The 19,410-nt window shown below is 68.7% G+C and carries 20 protein-coding genes and 2 pseudogenes; 13 read left to right on the top strand and 9 right to left on the bottom strand.

Annotation, left to right across the window (positions count from 1 at the left end; translation table 11 throughout):
• Positions 1-62 precede the first annotated feature (62 nt).
• Together A6A27_RS47080 and A6A27_RS04860 are read right to left on the bottom strand one after the other, a co-directional pair.
• Positions 63-1,203, bottom strand: a pseudogene (locus A6A27_RS47080) (aquaporin).
• Positions 1,200-1,574 carry an ArsR/SmtB family transcription factor gene (locus tag A6A27_RS04860; RefSeq protein WP_073833260.1) on the bottom strand — a complete coding sequence of 125 codons (375 nt, stop codon included), beginning with the start codon at positions 1,572-1,574 and terminating at the stop codon, positions 1,200-1,202. The pseudogene A6A27_RS47080 and the gene A6A27_RS04860 overlap by 4 nt, the downstream one beginning before the upstream one ends.
• Before the next feature lie 78 nt (positions 1,575-1,652).
• Here A6A27_RS04860 and A6A27_RS44110 point away from each other — a divergent pair, with 78 nt between their 5' ends.
• Entirely contained in the window at positions 1,653-1,802 is a 150-nt protein-coding gene (locus A6A27_RS44110; protein ID WP_158073943.1) for a hypothetical protein, read from the top strand.
• Between the two features lie 17 nt (positions 1,803-1,819).
• Complete coding sequence (locus A6A27_RS04855) at positions 1,820-2,278, top strand: ArsI/CadI family heavy metal resistance metalloenzyme (RefSeq protein ID WP_073833258.1); 459 nt, start codon at positions 1,820-1,822, stop codon at positions 2,276-2,278.
• Between the two features lie 345 nt (positions 2,279-2,623).
• Here the strand turns inward: A6A27_RS04855 and A6A27_RS04850 are convergent, their stop codons facing one another.
• On the bottom strand, positions 2,624-3,226 hold the full coding sequence (locus tag A6A27_RS04850) for a dihydrofolate reductase family protein (RefSeq protein WP_073833257.1): 603 nt from the start codon (positions 3,224-3,226) through the stop codon (positions 2,624-2,626).
• Positions 3,227-3,478: 252 nt separating this feature from the next.
• Between A6A27_RS04850 and A6A27_RS04845 the strand changes: the two genes are divergently transcribed.
• Positions 3,479-3,826 carry a hypothetical protein gene (locus tag A6A27_RS04845; protein ID WP_143193880.1) on the top strand — a complete coding sequence of 116 codons (348 nt, stop codon included), beginning with the start codon at positions 3,479-3,481 and terminating at the stop codon, positions 3,824-3,826.
• 213 nt (positions 3,827-4,039) lie between these two features.
• Here the strand turns inward: A6A27_RS04845 and A6A27_RS44835 are convergent, their stop codons facing one another.
• The 3 genes from A6A27_RS44835 to A6A27_RS04835 all read right to left on the bottom strand — a co-directional run bounded on the left by A6A27_RS44835 (position 4,040) and on the right by A6A27_RS04835 (position 6,352).
• Positions 4,040-4,336, bottom strand: a complete 297-nt coding sequence (locus A6A27_RS44835) for a DUF6933 domain-containing protein (RefSeq protein ID WP_443189943.1) — start codon at positions 4,334-4,336, stop codon at positions 4,040-4,042.
• A 63-nt stretch (positions 4,337-4,399) separates the two neighbouring features.
• Positions 4,400-4,540 (bottom strand): hypothetical protein, encoded by a 141-nt coding sequence (locus A6A27_RS44830; protein ID WP_198940189.1) that lies wholly within the window; start codon positions 4,538-4,540, stop codon positions 4,400-4,402.
• 15 nt (positions 4,541-4,555) lie between these two features.
• Positions 4,556-6,352 (bottom strand): helicase-associated domain-containing protein, encoded by a 1,797-nt coding sequence (locus A6A27_RS04835; RefSeq protein WP_073833254.1) that lies wholly within the window; start codon positions 6,350-6,352, stop codon positions 4,556-4,558.
• A 102-nt stretch (positions 6,353-6,454) separates the two neighbouring features.
• Between A6A27_RS04835 and A6A27_RS04830 the strand changes: the two genes are divergently transcribed.
• From A6A27_RS04830 to A6A27_RS04810, 5 genes and pseudogenes are all read left to right on the top strand, one after another.
• The gene (locus tag A6A27_RS04830) at positions 6,455-7,342 is read left to right on the top strand and encodes an aldo/keto reductase (RefSeq protein WP_241825073.1); all 888 of its coding nucleotides are present in this window, start codon (positions 6,455-6,457) and stop codon (positions 7,340-7,342) included.
• A gap of 286 nt (positions 7,343-7,628) precedes the next feature.
• Positions 7,629-8,447 (top strand): alpha/beta hydrolase, encoded by an 819-nt coding sequence (locus A6A27_RS04825; protein WP_073833252.1) that lies wholly within the window; start codon positions 7,629-7,631, stop codon positions 8,445-8,447.
• Positions 8,448-8,940: 493 nt separating this feature from the next.
• The gene (gene msrB / locus A6A27_RS04820; protein WP_073833251.1) at positions 8,941-9,405 is read left to right on the top strand and encodes a peptide-methionine (R)-S-oxide reductase MsrB; all 465 of its coding nucleotides are present in this window, start codon (positions 8,941-8,943) and stop codon (positions 9,403-9,405) included.
• Positions 9,402-9,917, top strand: coding sequence for a peptide-methionine (S)-S-oxide reductase MsrA (gene msrA, locus A6A27_RS04815; RefSeq protein WP_073833249.1), 516 nt, complete (start codon positions 9,402-9,404; stop codon positions 9,915-9,917). Before msrB ends, msrA begins: the two co-directional genes overlap by 4 nt.
• A 66-nt stretch (positions 9,918-9,983) precedes the next feature.
• Positions 9,984-10,220: pseudogene (locus A6A27_RS04810) on the top strand (epoxide hydrolase N-terminal domain-containing protein); the annotation flags it as partial.
• 18 nt (positions 10,221-10,238) lie between these two features.
• Here A6A27_RS04810 and A6A27_RS04805 read toward each other — a convergent pair.
• The 3 genes from A6A27_RS04805 to A6A27_RS04795 form a co-directional block, all read right to left on the bottom strand.
• A complete protein-coding gene (locus A6A27_RS04805) occupies positions 10,239-10,631 on the bottom strand; it encodes a VOC family protein (RefSeq protein ID WP_073833247.1) in 393 nt (130 codons plus the stop codon).
• A gap of 452 nt (positions 10,632-11,083) precedes the next feature.
• The gene (locus tag A6A27_RS04800; RefSeq protein WP_073833246.1) at positions 11,084-12,670 is read right to left on the bottom strand and encodes a beta-1,3-glucanase family protein; all 1,587 of its coding nucleotides are present in this window, start codon (positions 12,668-12,670) and stop codon (positions 11,084-11,086) included.
• 188 nt (positions 12,671-12,858) lie between these two features.
• Positions 12,859-14,391, bottom strand: coding sequence for a ricin-type beta-trefoil lectin domain protein (locus A6A27_RS04795; protein WP_073833244.1), 1,533 nt, complete (start codon positions 14,389-14,391; stop codon positions 12,859-12,861).
• A gap of 334 nt (positions 14,392-14,725) precedes the next feature.
• Between A6A27_RS04795 and A6A27_RS04790 the strand changes: the two genes are divergently transcribed.
• From A6A27_RS04790 to A6A27_RS04775, 5 genes are all read left to right on the top strand, one after another.
• Positions 14,726-16,114: an IS701 family transposase gene (locus A6A27_RS04790; RefSeq protein ID WP_073833243.1), complete on the top strand. Its 1,389-nt coding sequence runs from the start codon at positions 14,726-14,728 to the stop codon at positions 16,112-16,114.
• 222 nt (positions 16,115-16,336) lie between these two features.
• Complete coding sequence (locus A6A27_RS44825; protein ID WP_198940188.1) at positions 16,337-16,876, top strand: FAD-binding oxidoreductase; 540 nt, start codon at positions 16,337-16,339, stop codon at positions 16,874-16,876.
• The gene (locus tag A6A27_RS44820) at positions 16,825-17,709 is read left to right on the top strand and encodes an FAD-binding oxidoreductase (RefSeq protein WP_198940187.1); all 885 of its coding nucleotides are present in this window, start codon (positions 16,825-16,827) and stop codon (positions 17,707-17,709) included. The genes A6A27_RS44825 and A6A27_RS44820 overlap by 52 nt, the downstream gene beginning before the upstream one ends.
• Positions 17,710-17,786: 77 nt before the next feature.
• On the top strand, positions 17,787-18,362 hold the full coding sequence (locus A6A27_RS04780) for a DinB family protein (RefSeq protein ID WP_073833241.1): 576 nt from the start codon (positions 17,787-17,789) through the stop codon (positions 18,360-18,362).
• Positions 18,363-18,576: 214 nt separating this feature from the next.
• Positions 18,577-19,347, top strand: a complete 771-nt coding sequence (locus tag A6A27_RS04775) for a thioesterase II family protein (RefSeq protein WP_241825072.1) — start codon at positions 18,577-18,579, stop codon at positions 19,345-19,347.
• Positions 19,348-19,410: the final 63 nt, after the last annotated feature.

Raw genomic sequence — 19,410 nt, 5'->3', positions numbered from 1 at the left:
TTTCCGCTGGTGAGATGATCGGGGCTCTTAGTTCCGCTTCAATGTCTGACCGCGCTCAGCCCTCAGCCCTCGGCTCGCAGGCTGGCCACCAGCGCCGTGACCCTTTTCTTGATGCCGTCGCGGACCTCGCGGACAACCTCGATGGATTGACCGGCGGGGTCGGTGAGCTTCCAGTCTTCGTAGCGTTTGCCGGGGAAGACGGGGCAGGCGTCGCCGCAGCCCATGGTGATGATGACGTCGCTCGCCTCGGCCGTGTCCCAGGTGAGCTTGGCCGGGGTCTGGTCGGTGATGTCGATGCCGACTTCGCGCATGGCTTCGACGGCGACAGGGTTGATTTGGTCGGCGGGTTCGCTGCCGGCGGAGCGGACCTCGATGGTGTCGCCGGCGAGGTGGCGGAGCCATCCGGCGGCCATCTGGGAGCGGCCGGCGTTGTGGACGCAGACGAAAGGACGCTGGGCTTGCTGCTCATCGAGCTTCGGTCTCCTGCATGAGGTGGGGTACGACGACGGCGTCGGCGGTGTCGGCGGCGTGGGGGTACCAGGCAGCGAGGGCGGCGATGGCGACCAGGCCGCCGACGAGCTGGGCCGCGATGAAGCCGGGCACGGAGGTCGGGGCGATGCCGGCGAAGGTGTCGGTGAAGGCCCGCCCGATGGTGACGGCCGGGTTGGCGAACGAGGTCGACGAGGTGAACCAGTAGGCGGCCCCGATGTAGGCGCCCACCGCGGCCGGCGCGGCGGAGGTGCGGTCGGAGCGGGCGAGGGCGAAGACCAGGACGACGAGGCCGGCGGTGGCGACCACCTCAGCGAGCCACAGGTTCCCGCCGGTCCGGTCGGTGCGCGACCAGGTCACTGCGGACAGCCCGAACATCAGGTCAGCCAGGACTGCGCCGACGATCGCGCCGCCGATCTGGGCGGCAGTGTAGGCGGCGAGCTCCCGGGCGGTGAGGCCGGTGCCGGCGCGGCGGCCGAGCCACCAGTCGACGGCGGAGACGACTGGGTTGAAGTGCGCACCGGACACCGGGCCGAAGGTTAGGATGAGTGCGCCCAGGGCGAGGGCGGTGGCGATCGCGTTTTCCAGGAGTTGGAGTCCGACGTCGGTGGGGGAGAGCCGGGCGGCAGCGATCCCGGAGCCGACGACGGCGGCGACCAGGAGGGCGGTGCCGGCGAACTCCGCCGATGCCCGCCGGGGCAGGGCGAGGCTCACGCGGTGCCGCCGGCGGCGGGGGCAGTGGAGATTTCCAGCAGTGCGCCAAGCTGGCGGAACGCTTCCGGCTTCACCCGGTACCAGACCCAGGTGCCGCGCCGCTCGGCGTCGACCAGGCCGGCTTCCCGCAGCACCTTGAGGTGGTGGGAGATGGTCGGCCCGGACAGGTCGAAGTCGGGGGTCAGGTCGCAGACGCAGATCTCCGGTACCGAAGCGATCATCGACATCAGCCGCAGCCGGACCGGGTCACCGAGGGCCTTGAACATCGGTGCGACCACCGTCGCCTGCTCGGCGTCCATGGGGCGGACCGCGATCGGGGAGCAGCAGGCGACCGCGTTGAGGTCCACCACCGGCAGGACTTGTTTCGACATGCCTCTAGCTTGACAGACTTCAAAACAGGGTGCAACGTGGGTCCTGCTTCGAAAATCATCTAGGCAAGGACCGAGGCGATGATCAAGCTGTTCCGGCGTCGCCACGCCGACGTCCAGGCGGTGACGTTCTGCGAGTCGTGCGGGCAGGTGTGCACCGCGGCTTGCCGCGCCGACGCCCGCTACGAGCGCACCCGCACCACTGCTTTCACCCGCCACCACATCCGCTGAACCATCAGGAGGTAGTCATGTCCCGTGTCCAGCTCGCCCTGCGCGTGTCCGACCTCGAAGGCTCCGTGGCCTTCTACTCCAAGCTGTTCGGCGTCGACCCGGCCAAGCGTCGTCCCGGCTACGCCAACTTCGCCATCGAGAACCCGCCCCTGAAGCTCGTGCTCCTGGAAGGTGAGGCCGACCGGCCCACGGTCATGGACCACCTGGGCGTCGAGGTGTTCAGCACCGACGAGGTCAACGCCGCGACCAAGCGACTCACCGACTCCGGCCTCATCACACTGGAGGAGAACAACACCGAGTGCTGCTACGCCCTCCAGGACAAGGTGTGGGTGCGCGGCCCCGGCAACGAGCCGTGGGAGGTCTACACGGTCAAGGCCGACTCCGGTCAGCTCCAGAAGGCCACCGAGAGCGCGTGCTGCACCCCGGCCGCCGAGAAGGAGCCAGCCACCAGCGGGGCCACGTCGAGCTGCTGCTGACCGATGGGATGTGCGCGCCTGGCCGCGACCGGCTGTCAGGCGCGCACATCCGCCGTTCGTGACCGGGCGGGGTAGGGCTCACTCCCGTCCCATCGGACGAGCCGGGGTCGCGCTCCAGGCCGTCGCCAGGCCGTCAGACGCTGGACGGTGACGACCAACGACGACTCGCGACACCCCGGGTCTGCCCAGCTCACCAGCTGTGATCGACAGACAGACCAGCCGGTACGGCTACGGCATACCCGCAGTTGGTGAACTGGTGGGCCGGCACGATCTGGCGGCGGTGCCCGCCGCGCGGGTGGCGAGGAGTGCGAGGGGCTGCGCCGGGGGATCGTCGGATCGGCGGGGTCAGCCAGCCTTGCGTACGCCGTAGGCGAGGTGGGTGACGCCGTTGCCCTCGACGACACGCGTGGGCCCATCCAGCTGGACGGGGGTGATCTTCAGGCCGGCGAAGAAGGGGATGCCGTCGCCGAGCAGGACCGGGACGAGGTCGACATGGACCTCGTCGAGCAGGCCCGCTTCGAGGACCTGCGCCGCGATGGTGCCGCCGTTGACGCCGACCTCCTTGCTGCCGGCGATGGCCTTGGCCTTGTCGATCGCGTGCTCGATGCCGTCGGTGACGAACACGAACGAGTCGCTCTCCCGCTCCCACCCGTCGGGGACGGTGTGCGTGACGACGACCACGGGTACGTCCATCGGGTGCCGGCCGCCCCAGCCGTGGGTCATGTCGAACAGCCGCCGCCCGACCACCAGCGCACCCGTCCTCTCGGTCAGGTCGCGCAGGTGCTTCGCGCTCGCCGCCGAGGTGCGCATCGTCATGCCGGGTGTGGCCGTCGGCGTCTCGACGTCGCCGTTGTTGTACCACTGGAAGAGGTACTCGAACCCACCGTGCGACGCGTCGGCGATGTAGCCGTCCAACGACATGGTCGCCCCGGTCGTAACCTTCGTCATCGATCCGCTCCCTGGTCTCCGTCGACCCGCCGATGACCCGGCCGGCCCGTCTCTGCCCAGGGGTCGAACCTGGCGGCGCTCGTTCGACATCGGCCGCAGGATTTTTCGACTACGGGCCATGGGCCCACCACGGATGTTCCGGAGGGGACCAGACAGGACGATGCGCGAGGTCAGCCTCGGGCAGCTACTGGTTTCCTGCCCCGGAAATGGGGGGAGTGTCACGCAGGTCGATTTGGCGTCACGGGCGTTCTCGTGCGCGACGATGGCCGGCAATGGGTATGGGTACGGATCCAATTGGCGGAACACGCCTGGTGCCGTCAGGTCTCGGCCGATGATCAAATCATGTGGGCGAAGATCGACGTGCCGTGCGTCGGAGGGCCGGTGGACGGCCGTTCCGTCCTGGTGCCGGTCGACGAGGACGCCGTGCCCCCTGCCACGATCGATCAGACCTGGTTGTGGATCGAGTACGGCGGCGAACTTCTCGACGCGAATATGAACGGCCTGTACGTGCTGGAGTCGATCGCCGGCGGCGGCCCGCCGTGGGTATACGTCTGGAGCAACCTCCGCCCGGCTCAGCAGGCAACCGATCAGCGGCGATAGCTGATCTCCAGTCTGCCCACAGCGCGCCGCGAAAGTGACCACGCCCCGGACCCCGCGGCTGGACCGATCCGGCGCAGTACGGCTCCGCGCGGCGGGCCCGGCCGTGCTCGTGCATGCCGTCCCGCCTACGGCTTCCGTCTTCTCCTGTTCGCCGCTACGCCGACAGCGTCGAACCGGGATGGACCTTGTGCCCGTGACCTGCCTCAGCCTTGATCAAGAGCCAGTGGAACCTAACCTACCAGTGCTGCCAGTTCGCGATCGGGGCTCACGTCTCTGCTGTACAGAGGGCTGTAGGGCGTCATGGCCAGCCGCAGCGACAATGCGGACGAGGTTGGAGCGGGCTGAATCGGCGTAGATCTCAGCGAGCTTGGTGAACTCGCTCATGATCCCGACGACGCTGCGGTTGGCCGTCACGGCGAAGCGGCAGTCGCGCATGTTCAGTAGCTCGTCGGCCATGACGACCTTGGGCACCTGGCGGGCGTCGAGCACCCTCGCGATCTCGTCGGGGATGCGGGCGGACAGAGAGCGTGCCGGCGCCAGCGGCAGCAGAACCGGTAATAGGGTGCATTCCGTTCACCAGCAGTGCCAGCCGGGCCGCCACCACAGCGCGGTGGCGTACCACGGGCCGAGCAGCGTGGCGTCTTGGTCTGCATCAACAGCCCGAGGCGGGTTGGTGTGGTCGAGGAGTTTCTTGGTTGCACGTACGATCAGCATCTTCCTCCCCAGCCGTCAGGCGCGGTGGCGGCGGGCTCGCTCGATGACGTCGCGGCCGTCGGCGTCTTGCTGGCGTGGCGCGTAGCCGGCCTTGCGCAGGGCGGCCTTCGTGTCAGCCGTGTTGGCTTGGCTGGCCAGCACGGTCGGGGCGAGCAGACGCAGGTTGAGCTTGTTCAGCCGTTTGTCGGCGCAGATCTGAGCCAGCAGCGTGGTGTCGTCGCTGACCAGAGTGCTGGCCACGGGCGCGACCCGTACCGACCCGTGCTGACGGGCGACGTCAGCCAGCAGGTAGACCAGCGGTTGCGGCAGTCCGCCGTCGGCGATTTTCATTAAGGCTTTCGTCAGGCCGTGCTCGGTCCAGCCCGCGTCGTACGCGCCGCGTACCGCCGCCGGGCTGAAGCGCCAAATCGTGGCCGTGCCGCGGGACTCTACGACGGCGGCCGCGTCGAGCAGCTCCGCCAGTTCCGGACCTGGTGTTCCTGTCACGACGGCGGTCAGGTCGGCCTGCAGTCGGGCGGTGCGGGCGAGGTCACCCAGGTCGCCGACGGCCTTGGCGATGTCCTTGCCGGCCAGCAGCGCCTCCCCGGCGGGGCTGATCGCGCCCGCGCCGAGAACCCCCAAGGTCGTGGCCTCCTCCAGCAAGCCGCGCGCTGCCGTGGCGTCGCGAAAGGCCAGCGGCTGCCCCCACCACATCCAATGCGCCGCCTGCTCGAGGTCCGGCGCCGCCCGCTCACCTAACGCCCGCAGCACGGCCATCCGGGCGTGCGCAGACCAGGCTTCGTCGTAGTCCGGCACCCACGGCCCGGTCTGCGTCGACGGCAGGTAGTCCAGCCCGCGCCACGCCTTCAGGATCACCGCCAGCCGCCGGTCCAGACCGAGCGTGAGCCAGCGATCGTACGCGGCCGTCGGGATCACGCGTTCGTCGAGTGCGGCCAACCCGGCCTCCACGGCGACAGCGAGCAGCAGCCGCACGGTCGAAACGGTCACGCCAAGCGTCCTCGCTGTCCGAGTCAGCTCGCGCACGCCGACACCGCCGACCTTCACCGCCGCCAGCGGCTCACGTCCAGCTCTGTCCAGCAGCGCCGACAACAGCCCGACTACGGCGATGCCCTGCGCCTGGGCGTCGCGGCGCACCGTCACGGGATCCGGTGTGTGCCAGGCAACCGGCGGTTCCTGCGGCTGGAACGGAGCCCGGTAGTCGGCTCCTCGCAAAGCGATCGCGACCTGACCCGCCAGCTGATAGTCCTCCCAGGTCACGCGGTAGACCAGCCCGTGGTCCTCAGCCCAGTCCAGCGGATGGACCTGGCGATAGTTGCTCGGATACCGGCTGCGGTGTGCGATGCCGCTGCCGCCGTAATGACGGATCAGTCCACCGCCGCGATCAGCCTCCTCCAACACCGCCCGCGTCGCGGTGGGCATCTGCTTGACGAGATCGTGCACGTTCTCCGTGTCGAGAAAGAACTCCGCCATCGCCTCCAGCAGGTCCGCCTTGCGGCCCTTCGTAGGCAGCCCCAGGTTGCTCGTAACAACCTTCAGATCATCGACGTTCAACACCGTGGCGAGTTGCCCAGCCGACGGGCCGACACCCAGCGGACGGACGAAGACCTCTCGCAGGATGCCGTTCACTGCGAGCCGGCCCCGCAGCCGCGCGACAAGCCCCGCATCGGCGGCACGCTGCAGGTACGGCATTGCGTCGGCGCCGACCAATGCCGACACCTCAGCCTCGGCGACGACGCCACCCAGCGCCAGAGCCGCCTCCAACACCTGCAACGTCGGCAGGTCAAGGCCAGAAAGCTGATCATACGGATTCACGAGGGCGCTCCCAGGACGCAACGGCGACACCCTGAATCCAACCTCACCAACCGCATCCCGTGACGGGACCCCCGCCTGCCGCCGAACTCTGAGCCCAGCTGCTTGGCCCGCCGCCAGTGGCCCCGAGGCCAATCGTTTGCACGCAAGAGGATCGGGGTCACCCTGATCGACACCGCGGAGATCTACGGCCCGTACATCAACGAGGAACTGGTCGGCCGGGCGCTCAACGGACGCCGCGACCAGGCCGTGCTGGCCACCAAGTTCGGCATCGTCGCGCACGACGGCCGCGGCCCATGGACGCTCGACAGCAGCCCCGACAACATCCCGCATCGCGGTCGAGGGGTCGCTCAAGCGCTTGGCACCGACCACATCGACCTCTATTACCAGCACCGGGTCGACCCGAACACCCCGATCGAGGACACCATGGGCGCGCTCGCCGCCCTGGCAAAGGAAGGCAAGATCCGCTACGTCGGGCTGTCCGAGGCCTGGATCGACACCATCCGCCCCGCGCACGCCGTCCACCCGGTCACCGTGCTGCAGTCGGAGTACTCGCTGTGGACCCGCGACCAGGAACAGGGCCTGCCCGTGCTGCGCGAGCTGGGCATCGGCCTGGTGGCTTTCTCCCCGCTCGGCCACGGGTTCCTCACCGGCACACTGCGGACCCCGGCCGACCTCGAGAAGCTCGACGACAACGACGTCCGTAAGAACAACCCCCGCTTTACCGGCGAGAACTTCCAGCGCAACCTCCGCCTCGCCGATCAGGTACAGGCGGTCGCCGACCAGGTGGGCGCCACCCCGGCCCAGATCGCCCTGGCCTGGCTACTCATCAAGGGCAACGACATCGCCCCATCCCCGGCACCAAGCGCGTCAGCCGCGTGGAGGAAGACACCGCCGCCGACGCCATCGAGCTCACGCCCGAACAGGTCGCCACCCTTGACGCTCTGCCCCCGGCCGAGGGCGGCCACCACAGCGAGGCCCAGACGCAGATGATCGAACGCTGAGCGCACGGCGGCTGCACTGCGATCGAGCCGAAACCAGCCCCGGCCAGCGCGTAAGCGTCCGTGACCAGATTCGCCGAACTGACGACGCGTCCGGGCGTACACGTCGCTTCCGCTTCCGGCCGCTGTGCGGACGGTTAGGATTTCACGGAAGCGACCGGCGACCCGGAGGCGATGCAGAGCGTGCGCCGGCGGGCCGCGACTTCATCCCCCTGCGGCGTGAGGTTACCGCTGTCCGAGGGTTCCGACGATTGCTGCAGCCCATCGGAAGGAGCATCATGAGCGAGCCGACGACCAAGGCCCTGCCGATCGTGCTGATCCACGGGCTTTGGATGACCGCCCGAAGCTGGGACCGCTGGGTGGAGCACTACCGGGCGGAGGGCCATGAGGTCCTCGTGCCGACGTACCCGGGATTCGAGATCGAAGTAGAGGCGTTGCGGGAAAGACCCGAGGTCATCGCCGAGGCCTCCGTTCCCGCAACGCTCGACCATCTCAGCGAGGTGGTCGAGAGCCTGGACCGTCCGCCGATCATCATGGGCCATTCCTTCGGGGGGACCTTCACCCAGCTCTTAGTGAACCGCGGGTTGGGCGCCGCCGCGGTGGTGATCGACTCGGCGCCACCCGAGGGCGTGCGGGTGAACCCGCCGGCCCAGACCAAGTCCCTGTTCCCAATCCTCAAGAACCCGGCCAATCGGCACCGCGCGGTGGGCTTCACCAAGGAGCAGTTCCACTATGCCTTCGCCAACACGGTCAGCCGGGAGGAATCCGACGCCGCGTACGACCGCCTCCACATCCCGGCGCCCGGCAGCTGGGTCTGGACCTATGGCCTGGCAGCCAACTGGAGGCCGGGCCACCAGGAGACCTGGGTGGACTACGACCTGGACGACCGTGCTCCGCTGTTGTTCATCATTGGCGGCAAAGACCACCTGATGCCGCCCTCGGTGATCCGCTCGAACGCGAAGAAATACCGCAACTCCGAGGCGACGACTGAGACCTACGAGTTTCCGGACCGCTCACACTTCACCGGTGTCGAGCCTGGCTGGGAGCAGGTGGCCGACTACGCGCTCGAGTGGGCGACGAGCCACGCGCGAACGTGACAGGGCTGGGCAGACAGCGGCTGTGGTCCGTCCGGCAAGCGCCGTGGCTGCACTCGGGCGGGGATGCCAAGTAATGCGGGTGCCTCACGCTCAGGCTTAGCGACGACTCCTTCGTGGCATCACGGTGCGTGACTTGGACCTTGCCCGCTTCGCCCAGCGCCCCAGCACCCGCCCCCGCAAGACCCTCGGCTTAATACACCATCCGAGAAGCTCGCCGAACTCCTTGCGCACACCTCTTGAACCCGTCATGTCAGCCATCAGCCGGGACGGGACAGAGCGCTTCCTGTGATTGTGATCCGACAACTGATCCGCGCCACTCGTCCGCCGCCTGAAGTGCGACAGATCCAGCGACCTAATAGGGGCCTCGCAGGCCTGCCCATGGTCCGCTCACCAGCCCGGTGGTTAGTCGACTCTAGGCGGGGTACGCACCGGAGACGCGTGTGCAGGCCCGTTGAACCCGGCCGTTCTTGCCGACCTACGGAGAGGAACAACGGTGTCACACGAGTACCGCAAGAGCCCCGAAGCAGTTTCTCGGCTGTCGCCGGAGCAATACCGAGTCACTCAGGAAGCGGAGACGGAGCCAGCCTTCGACAACGCCTACTGGGACAACGAGGAGCCGGGTATCTACGTCGACGTCGTGTCCGGTGAACCTCTGTTCGCTTCGGTCAACAAGTACGACAGCGGCACCGGCTGGCCGACCTTCACCAGGCCGATCGAATCGGAGAACGTGGTCGAGGTCCGAGAGTCGAGCGACGCCATGTTCGGCACCGAGGTCCGGTCGGCGCACGGGGACAGCCACGTGGGCCACGTGTTCGACGACGGTCCCCCGGAAACTGGCGGACTGCGTTACTGCATGAACTCGGCGGCGCTTCGGTTCGTCCCACGCCACGACCTCGAGCGTGAAGGCTACGACGAGTACCGCAGAATTTTCGAGCACCCGGACGGGGAGCGACGATGACCGAGACGACTGAGAAGGCGATCCTGGCCGGCGGCTGCTTCTGGGGCATGGAAGACCTTATTCGGAAACACCCGGGCGTAATCGACACCAGGGTCGGATACACCGGTGGAGACGTGCCGAACGCGACGTATCGGAACCATGGATCCCACGCCGAGGCGGTCGAGGTCGTTTTCGACCCCGCGAAACTGGCCTACCGGGAGCTTCTTGAGTTCTTCTTCCAGGCCCACGACCCGACAACGAAGAATCGCCAGGGCAACGACGTGGGAGCCAGCTATCGGTCGGCCATCTTCTATTGCGACGAGCAGCAGCGAAAGGTCGCCGAAGAGACGATCGCCGACGTCGACGCCTCCGGCCTGTGGCCGGGCAAGGTGGTCACCGAGGTCACCCCCGCTGGCCCGTTCTGGGAGGCCGAGCCGGAACACCAGGACTACCTGGAGCGAAATCCCGGGGGTTACACGTGCCACTACGTCCGGCCGAACTGGAAGCTTCCCTCGAAGGAGAACGCGAGTTAGCGCGCGGGTAGGTGTAGACGCCCTGCCGGGTGGTATTCGGGCGCCCTTGCGAGGAGAAGAGACCAGGTGACTGTCAAGACCGAAGCGCCAACACGCGCCGCAGGCGCCCGGCCGTTCACCACAGAGATCCCCGAGGCCGAACTCGACGCGCTGCGTGCGCGCATCAGGGCAACGCGCTGGCCCGAGAAGCAGACCGTTGACGACCAGTCGCGGGGCGTGCCGCTCGAGACGAGCCAGGCGCTCGCGCGCTATTGGGAGCAGGAGTACGACTGGCGCAAGGTCGAGGCGAGACTGAACGCCCTACCGAATTTCATCGATTGGTCATTGGTATGTGATCAGTTCGAGCAGGGAGCCGTCCGGGTCCCGGAAGTAGACACTCACGCCTTGACCACACCCACCAGTGCGATCGACGGGCCCCTCCTCTACCTCGACATGATGGCGACGAAGGTGGGCCAGCACCTCTTCTACGGTGCCGGACCAGACGAAACATAGGTCGCTGCCGCCGGGTGCAACCGGCGAGCGCGCCACCAGCCTGCCGATATCCAGACCCGGCCCATGCACGTTGAGCTGCTGATCGCCGAACCTGTACGCGACATGACCGTCAGGGAGATCAACGACTTCGGCCCCCAGCACACTCTGGTAGAAGGTCGTTGATCGCTTCCAATCGCTCACCGCGATCACACAGTGGTCGAGTCTGACTCGTGCCTGATGCATGATCGGACCGTACCCGGCAGCAACGTTGAAGCATCGCGCTTGCCCCCGGGTAACGATTCCGCTTCGTTGAGCTGGCGTTGCTGAGCCTCTGACCTGCGCGACCGGTGCACCGAGGTCCTTGGTTATGCGGCCGTGTTCGCACCCGAAGCCACTCAGCCCAATCGCACGGCAGCGGAGCGCAAGGCCGCCCGGGCCGGCAAGTCTGGCTCGACGTCAAGGTACCGTCTCGATCTATTGCCAGGCGGTCGGCACCACGGTGACCGGGACGTACGGCACGAGCAACGTCTGGAACCGGATTGGCGCCAACCGCTATGTGTCCGATATCTACGTCTACGCCGGATACGATGGCTTCGTCCTCAACGTGCCCCTCTGCTGAACCGCCGCGCCGCCGGCAGGGTCTCCTATCGGACCCGGCCGGCCGCCGGCAGTGCGATGAGGTAGCCGTCGGGTCGTCAGCCCTTGTGCCACTTCTGGTTGGCCGTGCCCGCGCAGTCCCAGATCTGGAGTTTCGCGCCGTCGCTGCCGTTCCAGTCCTTGATGTCGACGCACTTGTTGGCCTGGAGGTTGACCAGGTCCCCGGCCGCGTTGAGGGTGAACTGCTGGGCGCCGGTGCCGTTGCAGGTGTAGAGCTGGACGACCGCGCCGTTGGCGGTGGACCCGGCGTCGACGTCCATGCACTTGTTGTTCTGGCTCTGCAGGGCCGTGCCGGTGAACGTCCACTTCTGCGCGTTGGTGCCGTTGCAGGGCCACATCTGCAGCTGGGCGCGGTCGACGAAGTTCGCACTCGGCACGTCGATGCACTTGTTGTTCCAGTTGCTGACCACGGCCACCCCGGTGCTGGGGCTGCCACCGCCGGTGAACGGGCTCAGGATCAGCCCGGCGGCGCGGGGGTCGCCGTCGTACACCAGGGATTCGAAGCCGCCGACGTCGTCGAAGGCGAACGCGTACGCCTTGCCGTCGGCCATGTTGGCGTGGATCAGGCGGGCGTACTGGTTGGTCGGGTTGTTGCGGTAGAAGTCGGCGGCGTTGGTGCTGGGCTGGGTGTCGATGGTGCCGAGCGTTCCCCGGTTGAGCGCGGCGCAGAGCGTACGCGAGATCGGGCCGACCACCTGATCGTTCGGCGCGGGCAGGTCGCCGTCGCAGCCCCAGACGCTCGCCGAGGAGGGCCGGTTGAAGGAGGCGACCACCTGGCCGCTGCCGTTGGTGAAGGTCATGGTGCTGCCCGAGGTCCGCCCGTAGTACCGGATGCTCGGCTGGTCGGCGAAGGGCAGCACGGTCAGTGTCTTCGTGGTGTACGCGTTCCACGCCGCGGCGATGTAGGAGTCCAGGTAGGTGGGGCTGAGCAGGCCGGCGCCGGCGGCCTTGCCGGGGGCCAGGACCCGCAGCACGGTCCCGTCCGACCGGGTGTACAGGGTGTTGGCCCAGCCCGGCTGGGCGCGGATCCCGTCGATGACGGCGGTGCGTCCGTTGGCCACCGGGTCGCCGGTCCTCTTGGTGACGCCGTTGGCGCCGGTCACGGTCACGGCGTGCGGCACCGCGAACATGTCCACCTGAGAGCTGTTCAGCCACAGCCCGGCATCGTTGTAGGTGAACTCGCTCCAGTCGAAGAGGATGTCCCGGTTGGCGTCGCCGGCCGCCCATGGGGCGGGCTGCACCAGCCCGTCCGGCGTGAGGAAGAACTTCAGCTTCTGCCCGAGGGCGAAGTAGACCCGGCCGGAGAAGCCGCGCGGGACCTGGACGGTGGTGCTGCCGCCGGTGCCGGGACCTGGGATGGAGGCGTCCGGCGCGGGTGACGGCGGGATCTGGCCGCCGGTCCAGGGGACGAAGGTGCCGCCGGAGGTGACGTAGCCGTTCCGGCCGGTGGCCAGCTGGGTGCCGATGACGTACAGGTAGACCGGGTCGGCGCGGCCGGTGGTGTTGGTGACGGTGACGGGCAGCAGCGCCGGACCGACCGCGCGGGCCGGGGTGGCGACGACGGTGCCGGCGAGGCCTGCGAGCAGGGCGGACGCAACGGCGAGCAGCTTTCTTCGGAGACCCATGGATACCACCTCGGAGGGACGATGACGGGAGAGGGCGTTATCGGCGTGATCGACTCGGGTTGCGGCAGGTCGGGATGTCTGGGCGTGGGATACCGCCGATGGCGGCAGCTGGGTTGGGTTCCGCTCGCCGGTGGAGGCCAGCGGGCATGATCGCGGCCGGGCCGGCGGCGCTCACCGCCGGCCCGGCCTCAGCCGGTGCGCCACTTCTGGTTGGCCGTGCCCGCGCAGTCCCAGAGTTGCAGGCGGGCGCCGTCGGAGTTGTTCCAGTCCTTGATGTCGACGCATCTATTGGCCTGCGGGTTGACCAGGTCCCCGGCGGCGGAGAGGACGAACTGCTGGGCTCCGGTGCCGTTGCACCAGGCGATCTGGATGACCGCGCCGTTGTCGCGCGAGCCCCAGGCGACGTCCATGCACAGGTTGTTCTGGGTACGCAGCGTGCCGCCGGTGAAGGTCCAGCTCTGCGCCAGGGTGCCGTTGCAGGTCCAGGTCTGCAACGGCACGCCGTCGGAGAAGTTGGAGAACGGCACGTCGATGCACCGGTTGTTCCAGTTGCTGATGATCCGCGTCCCGCCGCCGGTCGTGGTCAGCGACAGCCCGTAGACGCCGAGGATCTCGTTGACCGGCTGGAACCACATGGTGCCGCCGGTCGTGCAGTTGCCGGTGCCGCCGGAGGTGACGCCCTGGGCCTGGTCGCCGGAGAGCCAGGACCCGCCGGAGTCGCCCGGTTCGGCGCAGGCGTTGCTGCGGGTCAGCCCGTAGACCGCGCCCTGGGCGTAGTTGACGGTCTCGTCCCGGCCCAGGATCGTGCCGCACCGCCAGCCGGTGGTCCGGCCCGACCGGCACACCGAGCTGCCGATCACCGCGTCCCGCGAGCCGGCCACCGGCGCGTTGCCGCCGGCGTAGTTGTTGACCCACGGGCGCGGGGTCCAGTTGCTGTTCGTGCGTACCCACGCGTAGTCGTTGCCGGGGAACGACGAGCCGGCGAAGGTGCCCTGAGCCACGTTGTTGTAGCCGAGGGTGGAACTGCCCGTGCCGCCGCAGTGCCCGGCGGTCACGAATCCGCCCGCGACGGCGAAGCCCACCGAGCAGAGCACGTTTCCGTTGATCACGAACTGGTCGCCGCCGCGGATGTCGTACACGGGCCGGGGCACGTCCGCCTCGGTCACGTAGCGGACCAGGGCGCGGGGTGCTCCGCTGGCCGCCACGAAGGAGGCGGCCGCCGCCGTGTGGCCCGGCTCGACCAGCACGACGACGGAGTTGCCGACGGTATCGGCGTACCAGCCACGCACGGCGGCGGCCGGCCGGTGACGCGCCGCGTACCGGTCGAGGGCGGTCCGGGCGGCGTCGAGGGTGGCCAGGCTGTGGGCGACTAGCCGGGGCTCGGCGCCTTCGGCGCGGACGGTAGCGGCCGCCGCCTGGTCGGTGACCGCCACGGTCAGCCGGCGGCCGTCGGTCAGCCAGGAGCCGGCGTACCGCGCGCCCAGCCGGGCCCGCAGCCGCCGGTCGATCACCGCCGCTCCGGCCTCGACCCGCAGCCGGGCGGCCACCTCACGGTCGGTGAGCCCGAGATCCCGGCGCATGGCCTCGGCCATGCCGGAGGCGAGACCGGTCGCGTCGGCGGCACCGGAGGTTCGTGGAGATTGCGCCGTCGCGGCGGCGGGTGGGGCGGCCAGGCCGGCGGCGAGGACCGCGGTGGCGAGGAGCCCGAGGAGCTTGTTCATCGATCTCCTTCCGGCCGGGCCCGACGAGCGCGGGACCGGTGTGAGACGGGGGAGAGAGCGCTCTCTCATAGAAGACTGCCGATTGGTTAACTTTCTTGTCAAGTCACGTCGGGGGCGGGCCGGGTGGGACCAGGCCCGCCGCCGTCCACTGCTAGGCGCGGACCTAGTCCACGAGCGCGCGGGACGGAAAAGGCGCCGACGCGTCGGACGGGCCCGGCCAGTCGCCACCCGCCGTCAGGTTGCCGACCTAACAAAAGCACTACTAATAGTGCTTTGTTAGGTCGTTGTGGCGTGTCGCTTGAATGAGCGTCGTGCTGGTGCTTGGGTCCGGTGCGTGGATGAGCGGGAACTCGTTCGGGTGCGGGCGCAGTTGGAGGATTTCGCGGCAGGGGTGTTCGCGGGGTTGCGGCGGTCGGACCAGCGTGCGACCGGCTTGCGGTATCTGCGGGGGTTGATGCTGGACGGCCGGCGTAAGTCGATGCAGCCGATGGCCGAGCGACTCGGGGTCGATCACCAGCAGTTGCAGCAGTTCCTGACCTCGTCCACTTGGGATGTGGCCGGTGTGCGACGGCGACTGGCGACGACTGCGGTCGACCTGGTGACGCCTCAGGTGTGGGTGGTGGACGACACCGGGTTTCCCAAGGACGGCAAGGCCTCGGCCTGCGTGGCCCGGCAGTACTCCGGCACGCTCGGCAAGGTCGCCAACTGCCAGATCGCCGTCAGCGTCCACGCGGCGACCGACGCCGCCTCGGCGGTGCTGAACTGGCGACTGTTCGTGCCGGAGTCCTGGGACGACACCTGCGTCCCCGGCCCGGACGGCAAGCCCGCGAACCCGCACGCCCGCAGGCTGCGCCAGCAGCCGGTCACCCTCGACCAGGCCGGGGCGAAGAAACCACACCCGCGCGTGCAGCTGCCTCGCGAGGAACAGATCGACCAGATCCGCCGGCGGCGCACCGCATCGAAGGTCCCCGACGCCGAGCGGTACCGGCCGAAGTGGCTGATGGCCCTGGAAATGCTCGACGAGTTGGCCGCGTGGGGGCTGCGTCCGCCGCTGCTGACCGCCGACGCCGGCTACGGCCAGGTCGCGGAGTTCCGCCAGGGCCTGACCGAACGCGGCATTCCCTACATCGTGGCGACCACGTCGAGCACCACCGCTCAACCCGGCGACGCTCAACCCGTCGAGGTCCCCTACGCCGGAATCGGCAAGCACCCCACACCGAAGTACCCCCATCCTGCTCGCAGCCTGAAGGACCTCGCCCTCGCCCACGGCGCCGACGCAACACGTTTGGTGCGCTGGCGTGCCCGGCTACCCGCGCCCGACCGCGCCCCGGACCGGCCAGTCGGTGAGCTGTCCGGGCACTTCTTCGCCCTGCGGGTGCGCCCCGCGGGCCGGGTGATCCGACGCGGACCCCACCGCGGCGATGACGGTGTCCTGCCCGACTGCTGGCTGCTCGTGCAGTGGCCTCCCGGCCAGGGCGAGCCCACCGACTACTGGCTGTCCGACCTGCCCGCCGACACACCACTTGCCGAACTGGTCCGCCTGGCCAAGAGCCGCTGGCGCGTCGAGCACGACTACCGCGAACTCAAGACCGCCCTCGGACTCGACCACTTCGAAGGCCGATCCTGGATCGGCTGGCACCGCCACGTCACCCTCGCCGCAGCCGCCCAGCTGTTCCTCACCCAACTACGGCTCACACGCCCAAAAGCAACGGGGCAGACCTGAGCCTCTACGCCGTCCTCCGGCAACTGCAGTACCTACTCGCGACCTGGCTCGGGTTCTGCCCCCTCTGCCGCCAACTCGTCCCAACCTAACAAAGCACTACTAAGGGTCCGGTTCCGGACAGCGGCATCCGCGTGGCGATGTTAGCGTCGCCGCCACCCCCGGATTCCCGCCAACCGTCACACCTCCTGTATGGCGGGGGCCGCTGCCTCGTCGGGAGCCGCAATGACCTCGATCAACGCCAGCGCCGACGTGGCTCGGGCCACCGAGCGGCTGCGCCCCGTGTTCGGTGACCGGCTACTGCTGCCCACACACAATGGGTTCGCGTCGGCTACCCGGATCTGGAACTGTGCGGTCACGCACCGGCCCGTCGCGATCGTCCGGTGCCTTGACAACGACGACGTACGCGCCGCCGTGTTGACCGCCCGCGAGTACGACGTGCCGCTCTCCGTCCGTGGCGGGGGCCACGACTGGGCAGGGCGGGCGCTGCGCGACGGCGGGTTGGTGCTTGACCTGTCCGGCATGCGGCAGGTGGCGGTGGATACCGAGGCGGGTACGGCCACGGTCGGGGGCGGCGCGCACATCGGCGATGTTTCCGGCGCTGGGCAGCAGTACGGCTTAGCCACGCCCACGGGGACCGTACGGACGGTCGGGATGGCCGGTCTGACCTCGCCGGCGGTTACGGTCCACTCTGCGGGCGGTACGGGCTGGCGGTGGACAACCTGCTGCGCGCCGATGTCGTACTGGCCGACGGCCGCCTCGTGACCGCCAGCCCGGACGGCGACGCCGAACTGTTCTGGGCCTTGCGCGGCGGCGGCGGCAACTTCGGTGTGGTCACCAGCCTGATGTACCGGCTGCACGAGCTGCCGACCGTGCTGGCCGGGATGACGCTGTTCCCGTTCGCCCAGGCGGCCACCGTGCTGACGGGGTACCGCGAGATCGTGGCCACCACCGCCGACGAGGCGACGATCATGGCGGGCTTCCTGCCCAACCCGGACGGGCCACCCCTGGTGTTCCTCTGCCCCATGTGGAGCGGAGCTGACCTCGCCGAGGGCGAGCGGCTCATCGCGGGGCTGGAGCGGCTGGGCAACCCGATCATGAGCCAGATCGCCGCAACGCCGTATCACGACGCGCTGAGCATGTTCGACGGCGCGATGCGTGAGGGCAACCACTACCGGCTGCGTACCCGCTGGCTGTCTCACCTGTCCGAGGCCGCCGCCGAGGAGCTTACTGACGCCGCCGCGCAGATCGCCTCGCCGTACTCGGCCATCTCCATGCACCACTTCCACGGCGCCGCCGCCCGAGTGGGCCAGGCCGAGACCGCCTTCGGGCTGCGCACGGACCACCTGCTTGTCGAGATCGTCGGGGCGTGGGCGCCGGAGGACGCCGAAGCGGGGCACGGCGACTGGGCCGACCAAACGTCGCAACGGTTGGCGCCGTTGGCGTTGCCCGGCGGTTACCCGAACCTGCTCGGCGCGGATGAGCCCGAGCGGATCCCACCGAGTTACGGCCCCAACTACGAGCGGCTGGTCAGCGCCAAATGCCGCTACGACCCGGACAACATCTTTGCCTCCGCCGTACCGACCCTTGCGGTCTAGGGCGTGCCCGGCCGATCATGAGCGCTGTGGATTGTCCGGGGCAGCGCCGACACCCGACCGGATGCCATAGTGCCGTCGTGAAGGCAGACCTGCACAGGTACTTGAAGGGCGGCCGCGACGCGCTGCTGTGGAAGCTCGATGGGCTCAGCGAATACGACATTCGGCGTCCGTTGACCCGGACCGCAACCAACTTGCTCGGCCTGGTGAAGCACTCGGCGGCCATGGAGATCCTCTACTTCGGCGTCGTGTTCGGCCGACCGTTCGAGCAGGAGCTGCCGTACGTCGGCGACGGAGCGGAAACCAACGCCGACATGTGGGCGACCGCGGATGAGACCCGCGAGGAGATCGTCGCACTGTACCGTCGCGCGATCGCCCACGCCGACACCACCATTGAAGCCCTTGCAATGGATGAGGTCGGCCGCGTGCCGTGGTGGGGCGATGCGGCGGTCACGTTGCACCACGTCCTGGTCCACGTCACCGCGGAAACACAACGGCACGCCGGCCACGCTGACATCGTGCGCGAACTCATCGACGGCGCGGCCGGGCTGCTGCCCAGGAACGACAACTTGCCCGCCGCCGACGAGTCATGGTGGCTGGACTACCGCCAGCGAGTGGAGCAGGCTGCCCTCGACGCCAGCAAACGCAGCAACTAGGTTTCCTGTCGATCTTGGAGCCAGATGATGGCGGCGATGAGGACCAGGCTGGCCGGTAGAGGGATGCGCGTTTGGCGTAGCGGGTGGCCAGGTCACGCCATTGCTTGCGGCGGTTGAAGCAACGTTGCTGGCCGCCTGACCGTTATCCGTTGCGGAGCCGCCCGGGGTCACGGCCTGGACGGCTCTGCACCTTGGTTGACCTATGCTCGCGGTCATGTCCCCGGTGAGTGCGGGCGGCGCGAGCCGCTGGTTCGGGTCGCTGGCGCAGTCCACCGGCGATGCGCAGGTCTTCGTCTTCCCGTATGCCGGTGGCATCGCCGCGTCGTTCATGGAGTGGCAGGCGATGGCTGAGCCGGAGCTGTCGTTGCAGGTCGCGCTGATGCCGGCCAGGGGAGTCCGGATGCACGAGCCGCCCGTGGACGACGTTACGGAGCTAGTGGATCAGCTGACGACGGCCGTCATCGAGCGGGCGTCGGGGCCGTTCCTGCTGTTCGGGCACAGCCTGGGTGCGCTGCTGGCGTTCGAGGTGACCCGGGAGCTGCGCCGCCGGGACGCGCCCGATCCGCTGGCGCTGCTGGTCAGCGGGGCCGAGGCGCCGCAGACCCGGCTGATCACGCAGCGTTATTCTGAACTCGACGACACCGGCCTGATCGAGGCGTTGCGCGACTTCGGGGCCACCCCGGCCGGATTGCTGGCGGACCGGGAGATGATGGAGATCATCCTGCCGGGCATCCGGGCCGACTTCGCCCTGTCCGAGCGGTACACCTACCGTGCCGAGCCGCCGCTGGAACTGCCGGTGCACGTGCTGCTCGGCGAGCGGGACGGGCACGTGGACCTGGACCGGGCGGCCGGGTGGGCGCTGGAATGCGCGGCCCCGCCGCAGCGACATGTGTTCGCCGGTGGGCATTTCTTCCTGACTGATTACCAGTCGGAAATCTTGGACCTTATGCGACGCATCGTCGCCACTCACACCGCTGCGGCGTAATCATCGACAATGGATGTATATAAGGACTCTTGCCCACCCGAGGGCTTCCATTGTGTCGGGTGT

It is taken from the genome of Micromonospora sp. CB01531 (assembly GCF_001905095.1).
GTDB lineage: Bacteria > Actinomycetota > Actinomycetes > Mycobacteriales > Micromonosporaceae > Micromonospora.
This window is presented reverse-complemented; position numbering and strand designations above follow the sequence as displayed.